This is a genomic window from Sinomonas terricola, from assembly GCF_034931225.1.
Taxonomy (GTDB): domain Bacteria; phylum Actinomycetota; class Actinomycetes; order Actinomycetales; family Micrococcaceae; genus Sinomonas; species Sinomonas terricola.
The window spans coordinates 103,405-125,071 of the sequence record NZ_JAYGGQ010000001.1 but is presented as its reverse complement, the minus strand read 5'-3'; the positions used below and the strand labels follow the sequence as shown (position 1 = coordinate 125,071).

Below are 21,667 nucleotides of genomic sequence, written 5' to 3'. Positions count from 1 at the left end.
CCCTGCTGATAATGTAAAGGCAAGTACAACGTGGCGGGGCCTCGCATCACCGTGGTGACAGAGCGGTGGGCGCAAGGGCGCGTCCGACGAGCCTGCGACATCACAGCAGGCGAACTTACTGGAGGGGATGTTCAGATGGCAGCCATGAAACCGCGCACTGGCGACGGCCCGATGGAGGTTACCAAGGAGGGCCGCAGCCTCATCATGCGGGTTCCCCTCGAGGGCGGAGGACGGCTTGTCGTCGAGCTCAACGCCGAGGAGGCTGCGCAGCTCAAGGAGTGCCTCGTCGGCGTGACCGAGTAGACCGCGCCGCTTGACGAAAGGAGGCCGGCCCCCGCGTGGGGCCGGCCTCCTTCGTTGTGCGGCGGAAGTGGCCACGCGTTGGGCGAAAGGTGGCCACGCGTTGGGCGAAAAGTGGCCTCAGTGTCATGCGGTGACGCGTGGCCAGATCAGCGCCGCGAGGCCAGGAACAGGCCTTCTCCCGTCGGCAGGAGGGCCGTGTCGAGCCGTTCGTCGTCGAGGAGCCGGCGATGCAGCGCTCGCAGGCCGACGGCCGCGGCACCCCGGTGCGCGGGGTTCGCGACGCGGTCGCGGTCGAGGGCGTCGTTGATCACGAGGAGGCCGCCGGGGCGCAGGAGGCGCACCCCTTCGTCGGCGTAGGACGGCGTTCCGGGCTTGTCGGCGTCGATGAACACGAGGTCGTAGGCCGCGTCGTTGAGGCGGGGCAGGACGGCGCCCGCGCGTCCCGGGATCGTGCGGACGCGGCTCGCCGGGAAGCCCGCCTCGGCGAACGCCTGACGCGCCGCCTTCAGGTGCTCGACATCCGTATCGATCGTCGTGAACGTCGCCCCGGTGCGCAGGCCCCGCACGATGCAGACGCCGGAGACTCCCGCTCCGGTTCCGACCTCGACGACGGCGTTCGCCTTGGAGGTGGCTGCGAGGACGGTCAGGACGGCGCCGACCCCCGGGGACACGGGGGAGACGCCGAGCTCGAGGGAGCGCTCGCGCGCGCGGGCCACGACAGTGTCCTCGGCGGCAAGCCCCTCAGCGTAAGCCCAGCTGGTGGACTTGTCGGTCATGTCAGGAAACACTTTCGGCTCGGGATGCCTCCCAAGCCTATCGCCTCCGAGGTCACGCGCCGCGCTACGCTCTTGGCTGAATGATCAGCGAACGTTCAGCATCGGCTGTCAAACTGGGGGTCCGCAGCGGTTGCACGTGGATCAAGGGTCCACGGCAGAGTGCGGCCGCCAAGGCAGCGAAGGTGAGGTGCGTGACGTGGCTCCACAGCGTGTCGCGACCACCCAGGCGCCGTCCGAGCCGGTTCCCGCCGATTGGGCGCCGCCCACGTGGGAAGAGGTCGTAGCCCAGCACTCTGCAAAGGTGTACCGGCTCGCGTACCGTCTCACGGGCAATCAGCATGACGCCGAGGACCTCACGCAAGAGGTCTTTGTCCGGGTCTTCCGCTCTCTCGAGAACTTCAAGCCGGGAACGCTCGACGGCTGGCTCCACCGCATCACGACCAACCTCTTCCTCGATCAGGCGCGGCGCAAGAGCCGCATCCGCTTCGACGCGTTCGCGGAGGACGCGGAAGCCCGCATCCCGGGGCGCGAGCCGGGGCCAGAGCGCAGCTACGAGATGAACAACCTCGATCTCGACGTGCAGGCCGCCCTCGAGGAGCTCCCGCCGGACTTCCGGGCCGCCGTCGTCTTGTGCGACCTCGAAGGCCTCTCCTATGACGAGGTCGCGGCCGCGCTGGGCGTCAAGCTCGGAACCGTGCGCTCGCGCATCCACCGCGGCCGCACGCTCTTGCGCGAGAAGCTCGCGCATCGAGACCCCCGGCGCGGCGCCGGAAAGCCGCGCCTTTCGCTGCCGCGCGTCGCCGGCCTTCGCTGAGGCCTGGCCCATGGGAGAACGACGGCGACTGGGCCTCTTCGGGGGCCCAGGGGACCACTCGCGGGACCCTGGGCACCTCGCTGCATGCGCTGAATGCCGCGGCGCTCTTGAGTCGGAGCGCCGCTATCTCGCCGCGCTCCGCGGCGCCCCGGTTCCGACGGCGAGCTCCGACCTGACGGAGCGGCTCGTCCAGCAGACCCGGCATCTCGCGCTCGCGGCCGAGGTCGCCGAGGTCGATTCGCCGCGGCGGAGGCTTCTCAAGGCCGCAGGCGTCGCGGTCGGCGGGGCCGCGATGGCGCTCGCGGCGCTCGCCCTGACGGCCTACGCCGTGGCCGGCGATCCGCTCATCCCCGGAGCGGCGGCGAGCTGGCCCGCGACGGTCAGGATCGACGGCGCGGGGCGCGCCCTCACGGCGTCCGAACTCCAGGCGCTTTCCTCGGCGGGATGGAACTGCCCCGAGCTCGGCACCGACGGACTCCGCGTGGAGTCCGCGGAAGGCTACGTCCTCAACGGCGTCCCGACGCTCATTCTGCGCATCAGCGACGGCACGCACATGATCGCCCTCATGGAGCAGCGGCCCGCCCATGCCTCGTCCGGCGTCCAGACGACCGTCCTCTCGTCTGACTTCCCGAGCTCGCAGACCGCCGCGCTCGTACAGGGCACGGGCCAGGCCGCCGACGCCGCGGCGGCACAGGAAAACCCCGCGGATCGCCTCGCGCGAGGGCTGCATCTCGTGCTGAGCGCGGCAGGGCGCCCGTGACGTGAAGGCCGCCTCGGACGAATCGTCCGGGTGCCTGCGCAGACGGTAGTCTTCGATCGTGCCCGGAATGAACGAACTCTTCATCCTGCTGGTCATCGCCCTCTTGGTGATCGGTCCCAAGCGCCTGCCCGAATATACGCAGAAGCTCACGAACATCGTCCGGGAACTCCGCCGCATGGCAACTGGCGCGAAGGAACAGCTCAAGGAAGAGACCGGGGTCGACCTCAACGAGGTGGACTGGCGGAAGTACGACCCGCGGCAGTATGACCCCCGCAAGATCATCCGCGACGCGCTCCTCGAGGATGCGCCCGCGGGAGCCCAGAAGACCCAGGATCCCGCGGTGGCCCAAGCCGCCGCCGCGGCCGCCGCGGCGCTGGCCGAGGCCGCACCGCCGGCTCCCGTGCGCACGGTCGAGCGCCTCGCGCCCGGGCAGCCCGCTCCGTTCGACGCAGACGCGACCTAGGGTCGGAGCGCCGTCGTTAGACCTCCCGTCCGCACGTCCCGGCTCAGCGGGGCGCGACCCCGAGGTTCCGGCCGGCGAGGCCGCGGGGAGCGGATGCGAGCCGGCTCGCGACCGCCTTGAGCGCGGCGGCCGACGGCGAATCGGGGCTTCGGAGGACAATCGGCACTCCCGCGTCGCCGCCTTCGCGCAGCGCGACGTCGAGCGGGACCTTCCCGAGGAGCGGCACCGGGGCGTCCAGGACCTCGGACAGGCGCGCCGCGACGCGTTCGCCGCCGCCGCTCCCGAAGACTTCGAGCACGGACCCGTCCGGGAGTGTCATGGCGGACATGTTCTCGACGACGCCCGCGACGCGCTGGCCGGTCTGGGCCGATACCGAACCCGCTCGCTCGGCGACGTCCGCCGCGGCGGCCTGCGGCGTCGTCACGATCAGGAGCTGGGCGCTCGGAAGGAGCTGGGAGACCGAGATCGCGACATCGCCCGTGCCGGGCGGCAGGTCGAGGAAGAGGACGTCGAGATCGCCGAAGTAGACGTCCGTCAGGAACTGCTCGAGGGCACGATGGAGCATCGGCCCACGCCACGCGACGGCCTGGTTCCCCGTCACGAACATGCCGATCGAGATGACCTTCACGCCATGTGCGACGGGCGGCAGGATCATGTCCTCGACGCGCGTGGGCCCCTGCGTGATACCCATGAGGGCCGGGACGGAGAAGCCGTGGACGTCCGCGTCGATGACGCCGACGCGCAGCCCACGGGACGCGAGCTCGCACGCGAGATTGACCGTGACGGAAGACTTTCCCACGCCGCCCTTGCCGCTCGCGACCGCGAAGACCTTCGTGAGGGACTCCGGCCGCGTGAACGGGATGCCGCGCACGGGTCGGAGGCGGTCTCGCAGGGCCTGGCGCTGCTCGGGGGTCATGACGTCGAGCTCGATCGCGATCTTGTCGACGCCCGGCACCGCCGCGAGCGCGGCGCGGACGTCGGCGTCGATCGTGCCGCGGAGCGGGCAGCCGGCGATCGTGAGGAGCACGCGCACGGTGACCCGGCCGCCGTCGAGCGCTACGTCCGCGAGCATGCCGAGCTCGTCGATGGGCCGGCGGAGCTCGGGGTCGATCACGGTCGAGAGCGCGGCGCGGACGGCTGCCTCGTCGGGGGAATTCACTGCTCGTCGGGCCTCTCGCCGGACTGCCTGCTGGACTCCGCGGGCTCGAGATCAGCGCCCTGTGGCGTCTCCTGGGCGTCAGCCGATGGTTCCTGGCCGCGGTTGCGGTCCTTCTTGTCCTTCCGGCGCTTCGTCGGCGCCGAGCCGGAGGCGTCGCGCTCCCCGAGCTCGTCGAGGATCGAGCGCAGCTCGGTGCGCAGCTCGGCACGGACGAAGTCGCGCGTCGCGACGTCGCGCATCGAGAGGCGCAGGGACGCAAGCTCGCGTGTGAGGTATTCGGTGTCGGCGAGATTGCGCTCGTTGCGCGAGCGGTCCTGCTCGATCTGCACGCGGTCGCGGTCGTCCTGTCGGTTCTGCGCGAGCAGGATGAGCGGCGCCGCGTAAGAGGCCTGGAGCGACAGGATGAGCGTGAGCAGCGTGTAGTTGAGCGCCTTCGGGTCGAACTGCCACTCCTCGGGAGCCAGCGTGTTCCATCCGAGCCACAGGATGCAGAACAGCGTCATGTAGACGAGGAACTGCGGGGTTCCCATGTAGCGGGCGAAACGTTCCGCGAAGCGGCCGAACGCGTCCGGGTTCGGGGTGAAGACGGGCAGGAGCCGGACGCGGCTCTCGAGGGGCGTGTCGAGCCCCGGGAGCAGTTTGCGCGGCTCAGCCAAAGCTTCCTCCAACCTTCTTCATCGGGACGCCGTCGTCATGGGTTCGCCAGTCTTCCGGGAGGAGGTGGTCGAGGAGGTCGTCGACGGTCACGGCGCCGACGAGCCGGCCGTCGGCGTTCACGACGGCCAGCGAGTTGAGGTTGTACTGCGCCATCGCGTAGGCGACGTCATTGACGGGCGAGAGGTCCGAGACGGGCTCGAGGCCCTTGTCCACGATCGAGCCGAGCTGCTCCGGCGGCGCGCTGCGCAGGAGCTGCTGGATGTGGACCGTGCCGAGGTAGCGGCCCGTCGGCGTCTCGAGCGGCGGCCGGCAGATGAACACTGCCGAGGCGAGGGCGGGGCTGAGCTCTTCGCTGCGCACGTGGGCGAGCGCATCGGCAACGGTGGCCTCGGGCGGCAGGATCACGGGAACGGGCGTCATGATCGAGCCGGCGGTGCCCTCGTCGTACTGGAGGAGCCGGCGCACGTCGTCGGCCTCTTCCGGTTCCATGAGCTGGAGCAGTTCCTCGGCCTTGTCGGCAGGAAGGTCGGCCAGAAGATCCGCCGCGTCGTCGGGGTCCATTTCTTCGAGGACGTCCGCGGCGCGCTCGTTGTCGAGTGCCGAGAGGATCTCCACCTGGTCGTCCTCGGGAAGCTCCTGGAGGACGTCGGCGAGGCGCTCGTCCTGAAGCTCGGAGACCACCTGGAGCCGGCGAGCATCGCTCATCTCCTGGATCGCGTCCGCGAAGTCGGCGGGGCGCAGGTCTTCGTGGCTCGCGAGGAAGTGGGTGGCCCGCGTTCCCGTGCGCGTATCGAGGCGCACGTCCTCCCAATCGGCGAGGACGGTCTCGCCGCGACGGAGGCCCCTCAGCCCTCGTCCGCCGGTTTCGCGGCGGATGAAGAGCTTGCTCACGAGCCAGTCTCCGTTGCGCTGCTGGTCCATCGCGACGTCTTCGACGGTGCCGGGGCCCGCGTCGTCGACGAGGACCACACGATGGTCGAACAGGTCGCCGAGCACGAGCATCTCCGCCCCTCGCTGCTCGAAGCGGCGCAGATTGACGAGCCCCGTCGTGATGACCTGGAACTGGTCCATGGAGGTGACGCGGGTCATGGGAACGAAGACGCGCCGCTTGCCCGGCACCTCGACGACGATGCCGATCGCCTGCGGGGCGCGCTGGCCGCGGGCGAGCACGACGACGTCGCGCAGCCGGCCGACGCGGTCGCCGAGCGGGTCGAAGACGTCAAGGCCGAGCAGCCGCGCGACAAACACACGGGCAGGATTGGGGCTCACGACCCTAGGCTACTCCAGAGGAAAGTCCCTGCTCACTCTGAGCTGAAACACGGGCCGAAGCGGCGATCTCGGGTAAGAATGAAGTCATGTCGAACATGTTCGGTTCTCCCGGGCCCGTGAATCAGGCAAGGTCTCTTCCGCAGGGAGACGTCGTCGGATCCTACACGTCATACCTCGATGCCCAGAAGGCCGTCGACTACCTCGCGGATCAGCAGTTCCCCGTCGAGCTCGTCGCGATCGTCGGCAACGACCTCAAGCTCGTCGAGCGCGTGACGGGCCGTCTCAGCTACCCGAGGGTCGCCCTCAACGGCGCCCTGAGCGGCATGTGGTTCGGCTTGTTCGTGGGCGTCCTGCTCTCGTTCTTCTCGACCGGGGCGGGCATCCCGTCCATCATCACGTCCGTGCTCATGGGCGCGGCGTTCTTCATGCTCTTCGGCATCGTCACGTACGCGATGCAGCGCGGCAAGCGGGACTTCACATCGACGAGCCAGGTCCTCCCGACGAGCTACGACGTCGTTGTCGCGTTCGAGGCGGCCGTCGAGGCGCGGCGGCTCCTGCACCAGCTTCCCATGTCGCACGGGCAGCAGGGCTGGGGCGGCCAGCAGTCGTGGCAGCAGGGCGGTCAGCCTGGCCAGGATCAGTACGGCCAGGACCAGCATGGCCAGCAGGGCCAGCAGGGCCACGACCAGCATGGCCATCAGGGATGGGGCCAGCCCGAGGGCCAGTGGCAGCCGCCGCAGGAGCAGGCTCCGCAGCGACCGTCGGGCTGGACTGACCCGTACGGCGTCAACGCGTCGCATCCCGAGGGACAGCCGGAGCAGGCCACGCAGCCGGAACAGCCCGCCCGCAGCGGCTCCGGCTACCACGACCTTCCCGACGGCCGTCCCCAGTATGGGATCCGCATCGATCAGGACCAGCCTCGCGGAGACCAGGAGGACGAGGCCCGGCGCGAGAGCAGCGAAGAGGGCGGCGCCGCGACGAAGGACGACGGCGCCAACCCCGAACGCTGAGACCGCCCAGCCGCTGAACCGCCGGGCCGAAGCGTGAGATCACGGCGAGAATCGGACGAATTCTCGACGAGACCTCACGCTTCGGCGGGAGCGCGCAGGGCTACTAGCCGTTAGCGCAGGCGCTCGATCCAGGCCTCGACGTCGTCAGGCGTGCGGGGGAGGGCGGCGCTCAGGCTCACGGGGCCGTCCTCGGTCATGAGGATGTCGTCCTCGATGCGCACGCCGATGCCGCGATACTCCTCGGGGATCGCGAGGTCTTCGGCCTTGAAGTAGAGGCCCGGCTCGATCGTGAACACCATGCCGGGCTTGAGCTGCCCGTCGAGGTAGAGCTCGGCTCGGGCCTGCGCGCAGTCGTGGACATCGAGCCCGAGGTGGTGGCTCGTGCCGTGCGGCATCCAGCGGCGGTGCTGCTGGCCTTCGGGGGAGAGGGCCTCTTCGGCGCCCACTGGCAGGAGGCCCCATTCCTCGAGGCGCGCCGCGAGCACCTTCATCGCGGCCGCGTGGACCTCGCGGAACCTGACGCCAGGACGCGCGGCCGCGAAGGCGGCGTCGGCGGCGTCGAGCACCGCCTCGTACACGCGGCGCTGGACCTCGCCGAAGCGGCCGCTCACGGGAATGGTCCGCGTGACATCGGCCGTGTAGAGCGACTCGGCCTCGACGCCGGCGTCGACGAGCAGGAGGTCGCCCTCCCGGACCGGGCCGCTGTTGGTGATCCAGTGGAGGATCGTCGCGTTGTTGCCGCTCGCCGCGATCGTGTCGTACCCGAGGTCGTTGCCTTCCTCGCGGGCTTTCGCGAAGAAGGCCGTCTCGACGACCCGCTCGCCGCGCCGATGGGCGACGGCGCGGGGCAGCGCTCGGACGATCTCCTCGAAGCCGGCGACGGTCGAGGCGACGGCGGCCCTGAGCTGCTCGACCTCCCACGCATCCTTCGTAAGCCGCAGTTCGGAGAGCGCCTCGGCGAGCTCATCGTCGAGCGCGTCGAGCTGGCTCAGGTCGAGGGTCTCGGGATCGAGCGCGGTGTTGTAGCGAGCCGTGTCGACGAGCGCGTCGATGTTCTCGTCGACCTTGCGCACGAGCCGCACGGAGATGCCGCCGATCTCGGGTGCCCCGACGCCCTTCGTGAGCGCGACCTCGAGTTCGTCGAGGTGCGCGGTCGCGATTCCGAGGCGCGCCTCGAGCTCGGAGAGGGTTGGCCGGGGGCCCACCCAGAACTCTCCCGTGTGGGCGTTGGCGTAGAACTGCTCGGTGTCACGGCCGGCGAGGGGCCGGAAGTAGAGCGTCGCGCTGTGGTGACCGCCGCCGTCGCCCGTTCCCTCCTCGACGGGCTCGAGGACGAGCACGGCATCGGGCTCGTGGTCCACGCCGAGGCCCGTGAGGTGGGCGAACGCCGAGTGGGGGCGGAAGCGGTAGTGCGTGTCGTTCGAGCGGACCTTGGGCGGCCCGGCCGGAATCACAAGGCGCTCGCCGGGAAATCGCTCGGAGATCGCGCGGCGCCGACGGGCCGTGTGCTCGGCGACGTCGTCGAGCGGGGGAAGCGCGTCGTCCGCGGGCGCCCACTGCGAGGCCATGAACTTCTTGAACTCGTCGGAGCTCGGCCGCTGTGAACGGTTGTCGACGCGGTCCTCGAGGGGTTGGGCGGAGGGCTGCTGGGAGGGGTGGCGGGGCTCGTGGCTCGGCACCGATTCTGAAGCGATCACTATGCCATTCTTCCACCGAGCCCTTTCAAGTCCAGCGTTCGCCGGGTGGCTCGGGGACCGCGGCGGCGACGGCGGCTATCGTGGTCGAGTGAGGATTGATCTGCACGCTCATTCGAGCGTCTCCGACGGCACCGAGCGCCCCGCGGGCCTCGTTGCCGCCGCGCTCGCCGCCGGACTCGACGCTGTCGCGATCACCGACCATGATTCGACTGGCGGCTGGGACGAGGCGACGGACGCTGCGCTGAGCCTCGGCGTCGCCCTCGTGCCCGGCATGGAGGTCTCGTGCCGCACGGCCGAGGGGATCAGCGTCCACGTGCTGAGCTACCTGCATGACCCGACACATCAGGGGCTCCTCGAGGAGATCACCAAGGCGAAGGACGCGCGACTCAGCCGCGCGGAGCACATGGTCTCCCTGCTCGCCGAGGACTATCCGCTCTCGTGGGACGACGTCACGCAGCACGTCGCGCCCGGGGCCACCGTCGGGCGGCCGCACATCGCGGATGCGCTCGTTGCCGCGGGCATCGTGGGCGACCGCTCGGAGGCCTTCGCGACCATCCTCTCCTCGCGTTCGCGCTACTTCGTCCAGCACTACGCGCCCGAACCGGCGCTCGCCGTCGAGCTCGTGCGCGCCGCCGGGGGAGTGCCGATCTTCGCCCATCCCGTGGCTGAGGCGCGCGGGCGGACCGTCGGAGAGGCGACCTATGACGACATGATCGAGGCGGGCCTCGCGGGACTCGAAGTCTTCCACCGCGACAATCCGGAGGCACGGCGCCCGTTCCTCCTCGACCTCGCCGAGCGGCACGGCCTCCTCGTCACCGGCTCGTCCGACTACCACGGCGCAGGCAAGCCCAACCGCCTCGGCGAGTACACGACCGAACCCGAGGTGCTCGCCGAGATCGAACGGCAGGCGAGCGGCGCCGTCGTCGTCCGCCCGAAGCACCCAGGCGCGCCGGACAGCCTCAGCAGGGCTCGCGGCTAGCTCGGTCGGATCACGGTCGCCGAGCGCAGTCGGCCCGCCATGACCTCGATGGCCTGCGCGTTCGCGTCGACGCACACGAAGCGGCGGCCGAGCTCATGCGCCGCCGCCCCGAGAGTCCCCGAACCCGCGAAGAAGTCCAGCACCCAATCGCCCGGCCGCGAGCTCGCGGCGACCATGCGCCGTACGAGCCTGACGGGCTTTTGCGTCGGATAGCCCGTCTTCTCACGCCCTGTCGGGGAGACGATCGTGTGCCACCACACATCCGTGGGGAGCTTGCCGAGCTCCCTCTTCTCGGGCGTCACGAGGCCCGGGGCCATGTACGGCTCGCGGTCCACCTCGGCGCTGTCGAAGTGGTACTTCTCGGGATCCTTGACGTACACGAGGATCGTGTCGTGCTTCGTGGGCCAGCGCCGGCGGCTGCGCGCGCCGAAGTCGTACGCCCACACGATCTCGTTGAGGAAGCACTCGCGCCCGAAGATCACATCGAGCATGACCTTCGCGTAATGGACTTCGCGGTAGTCGAGGTGGAGATACAGCGTGCCGTCGTTCGAGAGGACGCGCCAGGCCTCGAGGAGCCGAGGCTCGAGGAAGGCCCAGTAGTCGCCGAACGCGTCGTCGTAGCGGTGCAGGGCGCCCTTGATCGTCTCGTAGCGCTGGCCGCCGAAGCCGATGCGGTCGCCGTCGCTGCTCCGCACCATCGTCATGGACTGGCGGCGCTGGGCGCGACCCGTGTTGAAGGGCGGGTCGATGTAGACCATCGTGAACGCGCCGTCGGGCAGCGACGGGAGGAACTCCGCGTTGTCTGCCTCGACGACGAGATCAGGCCCGTCAGGGTGCCACACACCCTCCGGCCGGACCGCGCCCGTCGGCACGCTCGCGCCCACGCGCGCGCCTAGTCGGCCTGCGTGCGGCTCACGACCTCGCCCTCGACGCGGCGGGTCCGCGAACGACGGCGCCGGGCCGCAAGCACGCCTCGGTCCACGCCTTCCTCGGCGTCGCCCTGGAGGAAGACGGCCGCAGCCTGGGCTGCCGCGCCCTGCTCCGCTGGGCTCTGTTCGGCCTCGGCCGGAGCCTTCTTGGACGTGCCCCGGCGACGGCGGCCCTCGCCGCTCGTCTGGGAACGTGCCTGGCGGTCGGAGCGCCCGTGGCCGTGGCCGTGCTTGCCCTCGCCCTCGGCGCGCTCTCCCTTGGCCTCGCCCTCAACGGGCTCGCCGGACTTCGCCTCCTCGCGGGGCTTCGCACCTCGCCGGGGCTCGCCGCGCCCCTTGCCGCCGCCGCGGCGCGACTTCTTGGATGGCCCGCCGAGATCCTCGAGGGCCTCTGCTTCGACGCCCTCGAGCACGCGCTTATGCCGCGGGAGACGGCCCTTCGTGCCCTCCTGGATGCCGAGGTCAGAGTACAGGTGCGCCGAGGACGAATACGTCTCGACCGGCTCCGGGACGTCGAGGCCGAGCGCCTTGTTGATGAGGGTCCATCGCGGCACGTCCTCCCAATCGACGAACGTGACCGCGGTGCCCTTCTGGCCCGCGCGGCCCGTGCGGCCCACGCGGTGGAGGTAGGCCTTCTCGTCTTCGGGGCACTGGAAGTTGATGACGTGGGTGACGTCCTCGACGTCGATGCCGCGGGCCGCGACATCCGTTGCCACGAGGACGTCCACCTTGTTGTTTCGGAACGCACGCAGCGCCTGCTCGCGCGCCCCCTGCCCGAGGTCACCGTGCAGGGCCGCGGCCGCGAAGCCGCGGTCCACGAGCTCCTCGGCGAGCTTCGCCGCCGTGCGCTTGGTCTTCGTGAAGATGATCGTCCTGCCGCGGCCCTCGGCCTGGAGGATGCGCGCCACGACCTCGTCCTTGTCGAGGTGGTGGGCCCGGTAGATGACCTGGCGGATGTCCTTCTTCGTGATCGAGTCGTCGTCCGGCTCCGACGCACGGATGTGCGTGGGGCGGCTCATGTAGCGGCGTGCCATGGCGACGACGGGCCCCGGCATGGTCGCCGAGAAGAGGAGCGTCTGGCGAACGGCCGGAACCGCGCCGAGCAGCGTCTCGACGTCGGGGAGGAAGCCGAGGTCGAGCATCTCGTCCGCCTCGTCGAGCACCACGATCCGCACGTTCTTGAGGTTGAGGTGGCGCTGGCGGTGCAGGTCGATGAGGCGGCCGGGCGTTCCGACGATGACGTCGACGCCGCGCTGGAGTGCCTCGATCTGCGGCTCGTATGCGCGGCCGCCGTAGATCACCTCGGTGCGGAGGCTCGTACGCTTGCTCGCGGTCTGAAGGTCCTGGGAGACCTGAAGCGCGAGTTCCCGCGTGGGGACGATGATAAGGGCCTGCGGTGCACCGGGGGCCGGGAGCTTCGCGTAGTCGGGGTGGTCGGGGGCGACGGCGCGCTGGAGCGTCGGGATGCCGAAGCCGAGCGTCTTGCCCGTGCCCGTCTTGGCCTGGCCGATGATGTCGTGCCCGCCCAGCGCGACGCCGAGCGTCATCGACTGGATCGGGAACGGGTGGAGGATCCCCGCGTCCGCGAGGGACTGCGCGATCTCCGGGACAACCCCGTAGTCGCTGAAGGTCTGCTGTGCCTCCTGGCGCACCGGGGCGTCGTTGGTAATGGTCTCCTGCGTCTCGAGCGTCTCCTCGCCCGAATCGTCCAGAAGCAGTTCCTGGGTGTGAAGCTCGTTCAAAGGGGCTGCGTCCCTTTCCATCTGGGCCGGGACTGGCCGCTCAACGGACTGTCCTCAGGGCGGGCGGCAGGGGACTCGCATTCGCCTAGATTGTCCGGAGCGGCCGATCGTGACGGCCGTCCAGTGGAAGCCGATCGCGGGCTATCAGGGTGTCAGCGCGGGGCTGGCAGGTGAAAAAGCAGATCGCGTCAAATACGACCGGGCATCCAATAACGTGACAAGGATATCGTGGGGGCCCGGAAAGCCGGGAATTGTGTGGCGCGACACACGGAGTCGGCTGCCTCGTCGCCGGGCCGTGGTCGTCGGACGCTCCTGCCGATTATCCACATGGATCGGAAGGGGCAGGCGCGAACTCTGCCTGGCGGCAAGAGTGGCCTCATGAAAACTCTCGACCTCTCACGTCTCGGCCCTCGGCTCGCCTTCGCCAGGAACGCGCGGGGACGGGCCTGAAGTCCCATTGCGCCTAGACGCGTTCGAAGAGCACGAGGCGCTTCCGGATGTCGGCCGTCACGAGCCTCACACGCACCGTGGTTCCCGATTCCATCTCGCCCTCGCAGCGGGCCGTGACCGGCGGGTCGGAAAGCTGGACCGTGCCGAACGGCTTCCCCGCAGCTTGGGGCCGGCCGCCGTTCTGCGAGCTTGCGATGCGATCGAGCGGCTGGGACGGCCGGCCGTTGCCGTTGCCGGGCCCCTGGCCGTCGTCGCTCGCGGCCGGCTTCGAGCCCGAGACCACGACGGCGTCGTACTCCTGGCCCACGCAGTTCACGAGGAGCGCCGCCTCGACGAGATCGAGCGACGCACGCTCGACCTGGGCCGCGAGATGGTCCGAAGCTGCCATGAGGCCCGGTAGGGCGGGAAGGGCCTCGCGCACCCAGCCGGGAACATCGCCGTCGTTCGCGAGAGCCTCGCAGAGCACGAGGACGAAGCGGTCCACGAGCCGCCGCAGGGGCGCCGTCGTATGCGCGTAGGGCGCGGCGATGGCCGCCTGCACGGGGTTGTCCGGCAGTGCGCCGTCGAACGGCGTGTACGTCGCGCCGCGGAAGAGCGCGGCCGCCGCATGCAGGATCGCAAGGTGTCGCGGATCGGAGGCCTCGAGCGTCCGCAGGTACTCGCCGTAGGCCATGGCGCCGTCCCATGGGCGGCCGAGGGCCTGCGTCTGGCGGCGGAAATGGCGCAGGGACTTCTCGTCGGGCGGCGGCATGGTGCGGAGGATCCCGATTCCGCCGTCCATCATGAGCTTCGCGGCGGCCATGCCGGTCATGAGCGAGATCTGCGCGTTCCAGTCCTCGACCGGGCGCTGCGCGGCCGCCTCGATCCGATAGCCGCCCTCGTCAGTCGGGACGATCTCCTGCTCGGGGAGGTTGAGGCTTGCCCCGCCGCGGGCCCGCTCGAGCGCCACGCGCTTGAGCCCCACCTCCTTGAGCAGCATGAGAGGCTCGACGGCGGTGCCCGCGTCGATCTGGGCCTGCACCTCGGCGTAGTTGAGCTTCGCACGACTGCGGATCCGGGCACGGGCGAGGCCGACATCGGTGACGTCGCCGTCCGCGTCGAGCCGGAAGTCCCACACGAACGCGCCTCGCACGGTGTCGGCGAGGAGGCTTCCGGCGTCGTCGGTGATGTCCTGCGGGTGCAGCGGGACTTTCGCGTCGGCCGCGTAGATCGTCTGGCCGCGGCGCCGCGTCTCGGCGTCCAGCTCGCCTGCGGGCCGGACGAAGGCCGGGACATCCGCGATCGCGTAGCGGACGCGGTAGCCCGCGCCGTCCCGCTCGATGTGGAGGGCCTGGTCGAGATCGGTCGATTCGGGCGGATCGATCGTGACGAAGTCGACCCGGGTGGCGTCGGCGTCCGGGAGCCGAAGCGAGGCAATGGCCGCCTCGGCGTCCGCGACCGCCGCCGCCGGATACTCGGAGGCGAGCTGGAACTCTTCGCGCAGAGCGGCGAACGCGGCCACGATCGCCTCGGCTCCCGCGTCGGTGCGGGGCGCCGCGGCTCTGGCCGGCTTCGGCGCGAAGTGTGATGGGCCCACGAGCGTCAGCCTAGACCCGAGCGCCGACATTGCGCAGCGGCCCGTGGTTGGAGGGGGCAGCACCCCTGGGAGGTGACCAATGGAGGGCTAGGAGAGCCCGTCCTGTCCGAGGCGCCACGGATGGGCCGGGAACACCCCGAGGATGCGGAGCTCCGTCGAGAAGAACGTGAGCTCCTCGAGGGCCCTCGCGAGCGGCGGCTCGTCGGGATGCCCCTCGACATCGACCATGAACATGGTCGCGGAGAACTGTCCGTCCACCATGTAGCTCTCGAGGCGCGTCATGTTGACGCCGTTGGTCGCGAAGCCGCCGAGCGCCTTGTAGAGCGCGGCCGGGATGTTCTTGACCCGGAACACGAAGCTCGTCACGTAGGGCCCGCTGCCCGCCTCGGGGAGGGGCTGCGGCGGGGCGAGGATCACGAAACGCGTCGTGTTGTGCTTGTGGTCCTCGATGTCCGAGGCGAGGATTTCGAGGCCATAGCGCTGCGCCGCGAGCGGCGGGGCGATCGAGAGCTTCGTCGGATCCCCCCACTCCGCGACCTCGCGCGCGGAGCCAGCCGTATCCCCTGCGACAACCGGCGTGAGGCCGTGGGCTCGGATGAACCCGCGGCACTGCGCGAGCGCGTGCACGTGGCTGTGCACCTCGCGCGCCCCCTCGATGCTCGCACCCGGGATGCCCATGAGGCTGAAGCGGATGCGCAGGAAGTGCTCGCCGATGATCTGGAGGCTCGTCGTGGGCAAGAGCAGGTGGATGTCCGCGACGCGGCCGGCGACCGTGTTGTCGATGGGGATCATGGCGTACTGGGCCTCGCCGCTGTCCACGGCCGCGAATGCGTCCTCGAACGTCGCGCACGGGAGCGCGTCGGCACCCGGGAAGGCCTCGAGGGCGGCCATATGCGAGTTCGCGCCAGGCTCGCCCTGATAGGCGACGACGGTCATGCGCGAGCCGCCCCCGGGGCGAGGGCCGGCAGCTGGGCGCGGAGCCGGGCTGCGGCGTCCGCGGGATCGTCGGCGTCCGTGACGGCGCGGACGACGACGACGCGGCTCGCCCCCGACTCGACGACCGCCCCGACGTTCGAGTGGTCGATTCCGCCGATCGCGAACCAGGGGAGCGTGGGCGCACCCGCGTCGGATGCCTCGGCCGTGCGGCGGGCCGCGTACTCGACGAGTCCGAGGCCGACCGCCGTTCGCCCCGGCTTCGTCGGGGTGGCCCACAGCGGCCCCGTGCAGAAGTACGAAAGCCGCGGTGCGCCGTCGTCCGCCGTGCTCGCGCCGGCTGCGAGGGCCGCGTCGACCTGCTCGGGCGCGTGGGTCGAGAGCCCGACGGCGACAGAGCCGCCGAGGACGCGGCGCACGGCCTCAAGCGGCAGGTCCTTCTGGCCCACGTGGAACACGGGCGCCCCCGAGAGCAGCGCGATGTCGGCCCGGTCGTTGACGGCCCACAGCTTCCCGTGGCGCTCGGCGGCCTCGCGGAGCACGTCGAGGAGCTCGAGCTCTTCGGCGGCCTCGATCTGCTTGTCGCGGAGCTGGATGATGTCGACGCCGCCCGAGAACGCCGCGTCCACGAAGGCCGCGAAGTCGCCGCGGCCCTTCCGGGCGTCGGTGCACACGTAAAGCTGGGCGTCGGGCAAGTGCATGGCAACTAGACTAGTCCTCAGTACTGCGGGAGCCCGCGAGTGTGACACCCCGTCCGAACCCTGACGGCCGGCGGCGCATCGTGAGCCGGGCTGAGAGGGCTGTGTGCCGACCGTGAGAACCTGATCCGGGTTGTGCCGGCGTAGGGAAGGACAGCGTATTCATGGACGGACGCGACGCGGTGACGCATCCCGCGGAGGTCGACGTCGCCGTCGTCGGCGCGGGCGTCGTGGGCCTCGGGATCGCGTGGGAGGCCGCGTGCTCGGGCCGCCGCGTCGTCGTCGTCGATCCGGCGCCTGGCACGGGCGCGAGCTTCGCGGCGGCCGGCATGCTCGCCGCCGTGAGCGAGTACCACTACCAAGAGGAAGACCTCCTCGGCCTTACCCTCGAATCCGCACGGCTGTGGCCCGGGTTCGCCCGGCCGCTCGGCACCGAAGCCGGCAATCTCAGCACGCCGACGCTGTGCGTCGCGGGGGACGCGGCGGACCGCCAGGCACTCGCCGACCTCCGCGCAGTCCAAGAGGCCCACGGGCTCGGCGTCCGGCCGCTCACGGTGCGCGAAGCCCGGTCGCTCGAGCCCATGCTCGCCCCCGCGATCGCAGGCGCGTTCGAGATCACCGCGGACCATCAGGTCGACCCGCGCCGCCTCGTCGCCGCGATCCTGGCCCGGCTCGGGACCGGAGCCGTCATCCGGCAGCGGGCCGAATCCCTCGTCTGGGCGGGCGACGGGGCGCGCGTTGTCGGCGTGCGGCTCGCGGATGGGAGCGAGCTGCGCGCGGGGGAGACGATCGTCGCGAACGGCCTCGGCGCGCGTGAGCTCGCGGGCCTTCCCGTCCCGCTGCCGCTCCGGCCCGTGTACGGCGACATCCTCCGGCTGCGCGTGCCCGAGAGCCTGCGGCCGCTCGTGACCGCGACAGTGAGGGGCCTCGTGCGCGGCAAGCCCGTCTATCTCGTGCCCCGAGCGGACGGGACCCTCGTCATCGGCGCCACGCAGCGCGAGGACGGCTCCGACGCGGTCTCCGCGGGCGGCGTCTACGAGCTCCTCCGCGACGCCCAGGCACTCGTCCCGGCCGTCGCCGAGCTCGAGCTGTACGAGACGACCGCGCGTGCCCGTCCCGGGACGCCGGACAACGCGCCGCTGCTCGGACGCGTCGCCGCGCGCTGGGCCCCCGGCGCAGCGGACGACGGCGGGGCGCCGCCTCACGCGCAGGACGTCGCCGGGCTCATCGTCGCGACGGGATTCTTCCGCCACGGCGTCCTGCTCACACCGGCCGCCGCTCGGATCTGCGTCGACCTGCTCGACGGACGCGCCGACGAGCGCTGGCACGCCTTCCGGCCCGACCGCTTTGCCCGGGTTCCGCACGAGACCCACGCTTCCTACGGGAGGACAGCATGAATCCCTCGACCACCACCCTCGCCGTGACCGTCAACGGCGAACCCCGCGATGTCGCGGCCGGATCGACGGTGCTCGATCTCGTCGCAGCGGCGACCGGGCGCGAGGTCGGCGCTGACGGGCGGCCGGCCGACGGCGGGCGGCTCGGAGTCGCCGTCGCCCTCAATTCAGAAGTGGTGCCCCGCGCTCGCTGGGCCACCACCCCGCTCGCGGCGGGCGACGCCGTCGAGCTCGTCACAGCCATGCAAGGAGGCTGATGTGGAGATCCGCACCGACACCGCAGCAGGTGCCCTAGGGCGCGAGCCGCTTCTCGCCGCCGACCCCTTCGTCGTCGACGGTATCGAGCTGGGCTCGCGGCTCATCATCGGCACCGGCGGGGCCCCGAGCCTCGACGGCCTCGGCGACGCCCTCGAGGCCTCGGGCACCGAGCTCACGACCGTCGCGATGCGCCGGTTCTCGCCCGCCGAGCAGGGCTCCCTGTTCCAGCTCCTCGTGGACAAGGGGATCCGCATCCTGCCGAACACCGCGGGCTGCTTCACCGCGCGCGACGCCGTGCTGACGGCGGAGCTCGCACGCGAGGCCCTCGAGACCGACTGGGTCAAGCTCGAGGTCATCGCCGACGAGACGACCCTCCTGCCGGACCCGATCGAGCTCGCGGACGCGACGGAGCAGCTTGTGAATCGGGGCTTCAAGGTGTTCGCGTACACGAACGACGATCCCGTGCTCGCCCGGCGCCTCGAACAGCTCGGGGCCGTCGCGGTCATGCCGCTCGGCGCGCCGATCGGCACGGGGCTCGGGATCCTCAATCCGCACAACATCGAGCTCATCGTCGCCCGCGCCGAGGTTCCCGTGGTCCTCGACGCCGGGATCGGCACGGCGTCCGACGCGGCCCTCGCGATGGAGCTCGGCTGCGACGCCGTACTGCTCGCGACCGCCGTGACCCGGGCTCAGGACCCGGTCCGGATGGCCGCCGCGTTCCGCCACGCCGTCGTCGCAGGCCGCCTCGCCTCGCAGGCGGGGCGCATCCCGAAGCGCGAGCACGCGCTCGCGTCGAGCCCGATGGAGGGCCGCGCGCAGTTCCTTTAGGTGGATCCGCGCAGTCGGGAGGCGCCTCGGTCTCCGTTCATTCTTAGGCAGCCGCCCAAGCCGGCGGGATCGATACGGTCTCAGTCGGCCCAAGCACTCTTGCGCAGCCCTAGCCGGAAACGCCTACTTTCGCTTTTGCGTGATCAGACCGCGAATGGCGATCACGAGAAAAGCCAGACTCAAGCCGATGCAAATCGACCAAAGTAGACCTAGCAGAGGCCGGAAGATAATGAACGACCCGAATCCAGCAATGAATACGGGCCAGTTGAATCGTCGCCGCTCCGTGGTGGTCATGCATCCCATGGTACTCGCTTCCTTTCAACTATCCCGTGATGAGACTGACGAGATACCAGAATCCGCCGACGACCACGGCGCAGAAGAACGGCTGGCTCCCGCACCACGCGTTCAGGTCCAGCGTCCGCGGCGGATTGTCGGCTATCAGTCGAACAATGTTCTCGGATCCCTGGAAATTTCCATCAATGTATGTCGACAGTGTCCCGTTGCAAGAGTATGGGTTGCGTCCCGTCCCACACGGTCGTGCCGTAGCTGCTCGAACAGAAAGTGTCGAGTTGCCCGGTAGCGTGGGCCGGGACTGTTGATTGCGGCGCAAGAAGGAGGGCCAAGACCATCGCCGCTGTGACCCAGAGGATTGTCGCACTTTGGCGAGCCCCCTTGCGGCGTCGTTGGTGAACGGTCACAGCGGACGGCGCGATTTGCATTGTCATCACAATTCCCCCGAACTGATTTCTCTGACAAGGGATGTCCTTGTGCGGAAATCATAGCCATTTGCTCGATGCCCGTTAGAGTGTCTGAAATAGTACCGGACCGCCAATTGCTGAGGGGCGTCGCGTGCTACCTTGCGAGGAGCGTTAGACGGCCAGCCGGTTCGTTTGATTCTTCAGGCTGAAGCCGGTAGCTCCTGAGTATGCAGAGCCAATTGGGGGGTGGCGACGCGGCCAACATCCGGAGGAGTGTTCTTCCGCTCTCGGTATTGTTGGCGCTCGAGTCGGGCCCGTCTTACGCGTACGAGCTGGCCAGGCGGCTGCGGGGCGTCCATGACCTGGTGAGTGCTGAGAACGACCTCTATGGGTGCCTCAAACGGCTCCGAAGTCGCGGCTTCCTTGCCTTCGAGTGGAAGGAATCGGCTAAGGGACCTCCTCAGAAGCTCTACCGGCTCACCGAAAAGGGACTTGACCATCTTGCAGTCCTGATCGAGGTATGGGGCGAGCTGCGGGCGGCGCTCTTGCAGATGCGTCACGTCGGAACGAACGACGCAGCTCGCCCGTGACGGCACGGCTCGGTCCGGCCTACCCTCGGACCATGGGCGAGCTCGAAGTACTCGATGATGCGCGGCTTGCGGAAGAGCTCGAGATGCTCCCCGAATGGAAGCACCGACTCGGCGGGCTCGTGACGGTCTACAAGCTGCCGAGCGCGGCGAGCGCGCTCGCCTTCATCGCGGCGGTCGGGGAGGTATCCGAGGAACTCGTCCACCATCCGGACCTCGATTGGCGGTATCGACGCGTGTTCGTGCGCTTCAGCACGCACGACGCCGGCGGGGCCGTCACAGCGAAGGACGTCGAGGCCGCGCACCGCGTGAGCGATCACGCCGCGGCGCTCGACGCCGTCCCCGAACCGGAGAGGTATCCGGATTCGCTCAGCCCTTGAGCACCCGATTGAGGTCGGCGACGTCGCGCTTCTCGCGCGATCGTTCGATGACCTTCGTGACCACGAACGACGCGGTGACGCCGAGTGCCATGGGAAGCACCCACGGCATCCACGTGAGCCCGGACATGTAGCCGGTCCCCGCCGAGACGAGCACGATCCAGGTGCCGCATGCGACGACGACGCCGAGCGCGACCGGGAGCATGATGCCGTACTTGCCGTGGCGGCGATCGGCGGCCCAGAGCGCGAAGCCCAGACCGCCGGTGACGATGATGTCGATGACGAGCGACCAGACGGTCTCCACGCCTGCCCCCAGTCAGAGAGCGCCGAAGCCCACGCGGCGCTGCTCCTGCGCGCCGAGCTCGACGTAGCCGATCACGCCGGACGGGACGATGACCTGACGCCCCTTCTCGTCCTCGAGCCGAAGCTCCTTCCCGCCGGAGATCGCCTCTCCGACGAGCTTCGCAACGGCTTCGGCGTCCTGCGAGGACTCGAGCACGATCTCGCGGCCGACGTTCTGGATACCGATCTTGATTTCCACGTGGGTCTCCCTTTGCTGCATGAGAAGAAGTGCGCGGGCCGCAGCGCATGCTCGCGGCCCGACTCTCTATACGTACCTTAGGCCTCTTTGGGGAATCGAGAGATTCCGCGCCAAGCCAAACGGGAGACGAGGTCGCTCGCGACGTTGATCGGCAGATCCCCTGACGTCTCGAGCCAATACCGCGCGCTCACCTGGGCCATGCCGGCGAGGCCGCGTCCGAGCAGCTGCGCCTCGATCATCGGCAGCTTAGTGTCCGTCGCGATGACGCGCGCGATGGCCTCGGCGAAGCCCTTGTTGAACTTCTCGAGCCTCGACGCGACGTCGGGGTCGTTGACGAGGTCGGACTCGAAGACGAGGCGATGCGCCTTGTCGTCCTTCGCGATGAACTCGTAGTAGGCGCGCATGACGGCGCGGACGCGCTCGCGGTTGTCCGTCGTCGAGCCGAGCGCCCCGTCCATGAGCTCGGCGAGGGCCGCGAGGTGGCTGTCGAGCAGGGCGAGGTAGAGGTCCCGCTTCGAGGGGAAATGCTGATACAGCACCGGTTTCGAGACTTGGGCCGTTTCCGCGATATCGTCCATCGCCGCGCCGTGATACCCATTGGCCGCGAAGACTTCGAGCGCGGCGTTGAGGAGCTGGGCCCTCCGCTCGTCTCGGGGAAGGCGCGGGGACCGCGTGGCCGACGCGCGAGGTTCGGTGCTCACAGCTCCACCTTTCTCCCACCGGCCGGCCCCACCCGGACCCGCCAGTAGTCATACTCTACCCGCGGGTC

Annotated in this window: 25 protein-coding genes and 1 riboswitch; of the genes, 11 read left to right on the top strand and 14 right to left on the bottom strand. The window is 69.9% G+C overall.

From position 1 onward, the window contains the following. Nucleotides 1-135: 135 nt before the first annotated feature. Nucleotides 136-303: a DUF3117 domain-containing protein gene (locus SPF06_RS00520; protein WP_138414063.1), complete on the top strand. Its 168-nt coding sequence runs from the start codon at nucleotides 136-138 to the stop codon at nucleotides 301-303. Nucleotides 304-449: 146 nt separating this feature from the next. Here SPF06_RS00520 and SPF06_RS00515 read toward each other — a convergent pair whose 3' ends face one another. Then, a complete protein-coding gene (locus tag SPF06_RS00515) occupies nucleotides 450-1,079 on the bottom strand; it encodes an O-methyltransferase (RefSeq protein ID WP_323276962.1) in 630 nt (209 codons plus the stop codon). Between the two features lie 196 nt (nucleotides 1,080-1,275). Here SPF06_RS00515 and sigE point away from each other — a divergent pair, with 196 nt between their 5' ends. Genes sigE through SPF06_RS00500 form a run of 3 tightly spaced genes read left to right on the top strand, consistent with a single transcriptional unit; the run spans nucleotide 1,276 to nucleotide 3,116 of the window. Continuing rightward, entirely contained in the window at nucleotides 1,276-1,893 is a 618-nt protein-coding gene (gene sigE / locus SPF06_RS00510) for an RNA polymerase sigma factor SigE (RefSeq protein ID WP_428985670.1), read from the top strand. Between the two features lie 10 nt (nucleotides 1,894-1,903). Further along, nucleotides 1,904-2,653, top strand: a complete 750-nt coding sequence (locus SPF06_RS00505; RefSeq protein ID WP_323276960.1) for a hypothetical protein — start codon at nucleotides 1,904-1,906, stop codon at nucleotides 2,651-2,653. A 58-nt stretch (nucleotides 2,654-2,711) separates the two neighbouring features. Then, the gene (locus tag SPF06_RS00500; protein WP_323276958.1) at nucleotides 2,712-3,116 is read left to right on the top strand and encodes a twin-arginine translocase TatA/TatE family subunit; all 405 of its coding nucleotides are present in this window, start codon (nucleotides 2,712-2,714) and stop codon (nucleotides 3,114-3,116) included. 43 nt (nucleotides 3,117-3,159) lie between these two features. Here the strand turns inward: SPF06_RS00500 and SPF06_RS00495 are convergent, their stop codons facing one another. From SPF06_RS00495 to SPF06_RS00485, 3 genes are read right to left on the bottom strand one after another with little or no spacing between them, the layout of a single operon-like run. Next, nucleotides 3,160-4,275 carry an Mrp/NBP35 family ATP-binding protein gene (locus SPF06_RS00495; RefSeq protein WP_323276957.1) on the bottom strand — a complete coding sequence of 372 codons (1,116 nt, stop codon included), beginning with the start codon at nucleotides 4,273-4,275 and terminating at the stop codon, nucleotides 3,160-3,162. After that, nucleotides 4,272-4,943, bottom strand: coding sequence for a DUF1003 domain-containing protein (locus SPF06_RS00490; protein WP_428985669.1), 672 nt, complete (start codon nucleotides 4,941-4,943; stop codon nucleotides 4,272-4,274). Before SPF06_RS00490 ends, SPF06_RS00495 begins: the two co-directional genes overlap by 4 nt. Beyond that, complete coding sequence (locus SPF06_RS00485) at nucleotides 4,924-6,201, bottom strand: magnesium transporter MgtE N-terminal domain-containing protein (RefSeq protein WP_323276955.1); 1,278 nt, start codon at nucleotides 6,199-6,201, stop codon at nucleotides 4,924-4,926. Before SPF06_RS00485 ends, SPF06_RS00490 begins: the two co-directional genes overlap by 20 nt. Nucleotides 6,202-6,287: 86 nt before the next feature. On the opposite strand from SPF06_RS00485, the gene SPF06_RS00480 reads away from it, so the two are divergent. Then, nucleotides 6,288-7,211, top strand: coding sequence for a YflT domain-containing protein (locus SPF06_RS00480; RefSeq protein WP_323276954.1), 924 nt, complete (start codon nucleotides 6,288-6,290; stop codon nucleotides 7,209-7,211). 110 nt (nucleotides 7,212-7,321) lie between these two features. On the opposite strand, the gene SPF06_RS00475 is transcribed toward SPF06_RS00480, so the two are convergent. Next, nucleotides 7,322-8,905: an aminopeptidase P family protein gene (locus tag SPF06_RS00475; protein ID WP_323277762.1), complete on the bottom strand. Its 1,584-nt coding sequence runs from the start codon at nucleotides 8,903-8,905 to the stop codon at nucleotides 7,322-7,324. 91 nt (nucleotides 8,906-8,996) lie between these two features. Between SPF06_RS00475 and SPF06_RS00470 the strand changes: the two genes are divergently transcribed. Beyond that, complete coding sequence (locus SPF06_RS00470; protein WP_323276953.1) at nucleotides 8,997-9,887, top strand: PHP domain-containing protein; 891 nt, start codon at nucleotides 8,997-8,999, stop codon at nucleotides 9,885-9,887. Here the strand turns inward: SPF06_RS00470 and SPF06_RS00465 are convergent. The 5 genes from SPF06_RS00465 to thiE form a co-directional block, all read right to left on the bottom strand. Then, complete coding sequence (locus tag SPF06_RS00465; RefSeq protein WP_323276952.1) at nucleotides 9,884-10,771, bottom strand: DNA-methyltransferase; 888 nt, start codon at nucleotides 10,769-10,771, stop codon at nucleotides 9,884-9,886. The genes SPF06_RS00470 and SPF06_RS00465 overlap by 4 nt on opposite strands. Before the next feature lie 8 nt (nucleotides 10,772-10,779). Next, nucleotides 10,780-12,558, bottom strand: coding sequence for a DEAD/DEAH box helicase (locus tag SPF06_RS00460; protein ID WP_323276951.1), 1,779 nt, complete (start codon nucleotides 12,556-12,558; stop codon nucleotides 10,780-10,782). A gap of 463 nt (nucleotides 12,559-13,021) precedes the next feature. Continuing rightward, entirely contained in the window at nucleotides 13,022-14,584 is a 1,563-nt protein-coding gene (locus SPF06_RS00455; protein ID WP_428985668.1) for an RNB domain-containing ribonuclease, read from the bottom strand. Nucleotides 14,585-14,671: 87 nt separating this feature from the next. Beyond that, a complete protein-coding gene (locus SPF06_RS00450; RefSeq protein WP_323276950.1) occupies nucleotides 14,672-15,520 on the bottom strand; it encodes a prephenate dehydratase in 849 nt (282 codons plus the stop codon). Beyond that, nucleotides 15,517-16,218 (bottom strand): thiamine phosphate synthase, encoded by a 702-nt coding sequence (thiE, locus tag SPF06_RS00445; protein ID WP_323276949.1) that lies wholly within the window; start codon nucleotides 16,216-16,218, stop codon nucleotides 15,517-15,519. The genes SPF06_RS00450 and thiE overlap by 4 nt, the downstream gene beginning before the upstream one ends. A gap of 15 nt (nucleotides 16,219-16,233) precedes the next feature. Next, nucleotides 16,234-16,382, top strand: a riboswitch (TPP riboswitch). Between thiE and thiO the strand changes: the two genes are divergently transcribed. The 3 genes from thiO (at nucleotide 16,380) to SPF06_RS00430 (ending at nucleotide 18,695) form a co-directional block, all read left to right on the top strand. Further along, on the top strand, nucleotides 16,380-17,612 hold the full coding sequence (gene thiO / locus SPF06_RS00440) for a glycine oxidase ThiO (protein WP_323276948.1): 1,233 nt from the start codon (nucleotides 16,380-16,382) through the stop codon (nucleotides 17,610-17,612). It overlaps the preceding riboswitch by 3 nt. After that, the gene (gene thiS, locus SPF06_RS00435; RefSeq protein ID WP_323276947.1) at nucleotides 17,609-17,866 is read left to right on the top strand and encodes a sulfur carrier protein ThiS; all 258 of its coding nucleotides are present in this window, start codon (nucleotides 17,609-17,611) and stop codon (nucleotides 17,864-17,866) included. The genes thiO and thiS overlap by 4 nt, the downstream gene beginning before the upstream one ends. A gap of 7 nt (nucleotides 17,867-17,873) precedes the next feature. Further along, nucleotides 17,874-18,695 carry a thiazole synthase gene (locus SPF06_RS00430; protein WP_428985699.1) on the top strand — a complete coding sequence of 274 codons (822 nt, stop codon included), beginning with the start codon at nucleotides 17,874-17,876 and terminating at the stop codon, nucleotides 18,693-18,695. Nucleotides 18,696-18,818: 123 nt separating this feature from the next. Here the strand turns inward: SPF06_RS00430 and SPF06_RS00425 are convergent, their stop codons facing one another. After that, nucleotides 18,819-18,989, bottom strand: a complete 171-nt coding sequence (locus SPF06_RS00425; RefSeq protein ID WP_323276946.1) for a hypothetical protein — start codon at nucleotides 18,987-18,989, stop codon at nucleotides 18,819-18,821. A 631-nt stretch (nucleotides 18,990-19,620) separates the two neighbouring features. Here SPF06_RS00425 and SPF06_RS00420 point away from each other — a divergent pair. Together SPF06_RS00420 and SPF06_RS00415 are read left to right on the top strand one after the other, a co-directional pair. Beyond that, nucleotides 19,621-19,983: a PadR family transcriptional regulator gene (locus SPF06_RS00420; protein ID WP_323276945.1), complete on the top strand. Its 363-nt coding sequence runs from the start codon at nucleotides 19,621-19,623 to the stop codon at nucleotides 19,981-19,983. Nucleotides 19,984-20,015: 32 nt separating this feature from the next. Beyond that, nucleotides 20,016-20,360, top strand: a complete 345-nt coding sequence (locus SPF06_RS00415) for a 4a-hydroxytetrahydrobiopterin dehydratase (protein WP_323276944.1) — start codon at nucleotides 20,016-20,018, stop codon at nucleotides 20,358-20,360. Here SPF06_RS00415 and SPF06_RS00410 read toward each other — a convergent pair. The 3 genes from SPF06_RS00410 to SPF06_RS00400 form a co-directional block, all read right to left on the bottom strand. Next, a complete protein-coding gene (locus tag SPF06_RS00410) occupies nucleotides 20,350-20,661 on the bottom strand; it encodes a hypothetical protein (RefSeq protein WP_323276943.1) in 312 nt (103 codons plus the stop codon). The genes SPF06_RS00415 and SPF06_RS00410 overlap by 11 nt on opposite strands. A gap of 12 nt (nucleotides 20,662-20,673) precedes the next feature. Continuing rightward, nucleotides 20,674-20,898 carry a DUF3107 domain-containing protein gene (locus SPF06_RS00405; protein WP_323276942.1) on the bottom strand — a complete coding sequence of 75 codons (225 nt, stop codon included), beginning with the start codon at nucleotides 20,896-20,898 and terminating at the stop codon, nucleotides 20,674-20,676. A gap of 77 nt (nucleotides 20,899-20,975) precedes the next feature. Continuing rightward, nucleotides 20,976-21,599, bottom strand: coding sequence for a TetR/AcrR family transcriptional regulator (locus SPF06_RS00400; RefSeq protein ID WP_323276941.1), 624 nt, complete (start codon nucleotides 21,597-21,599; stop codon nucleotides 20,976-20,978). Nucleotides 21,600-21,667: the final 68 nt, after the last annotated feature.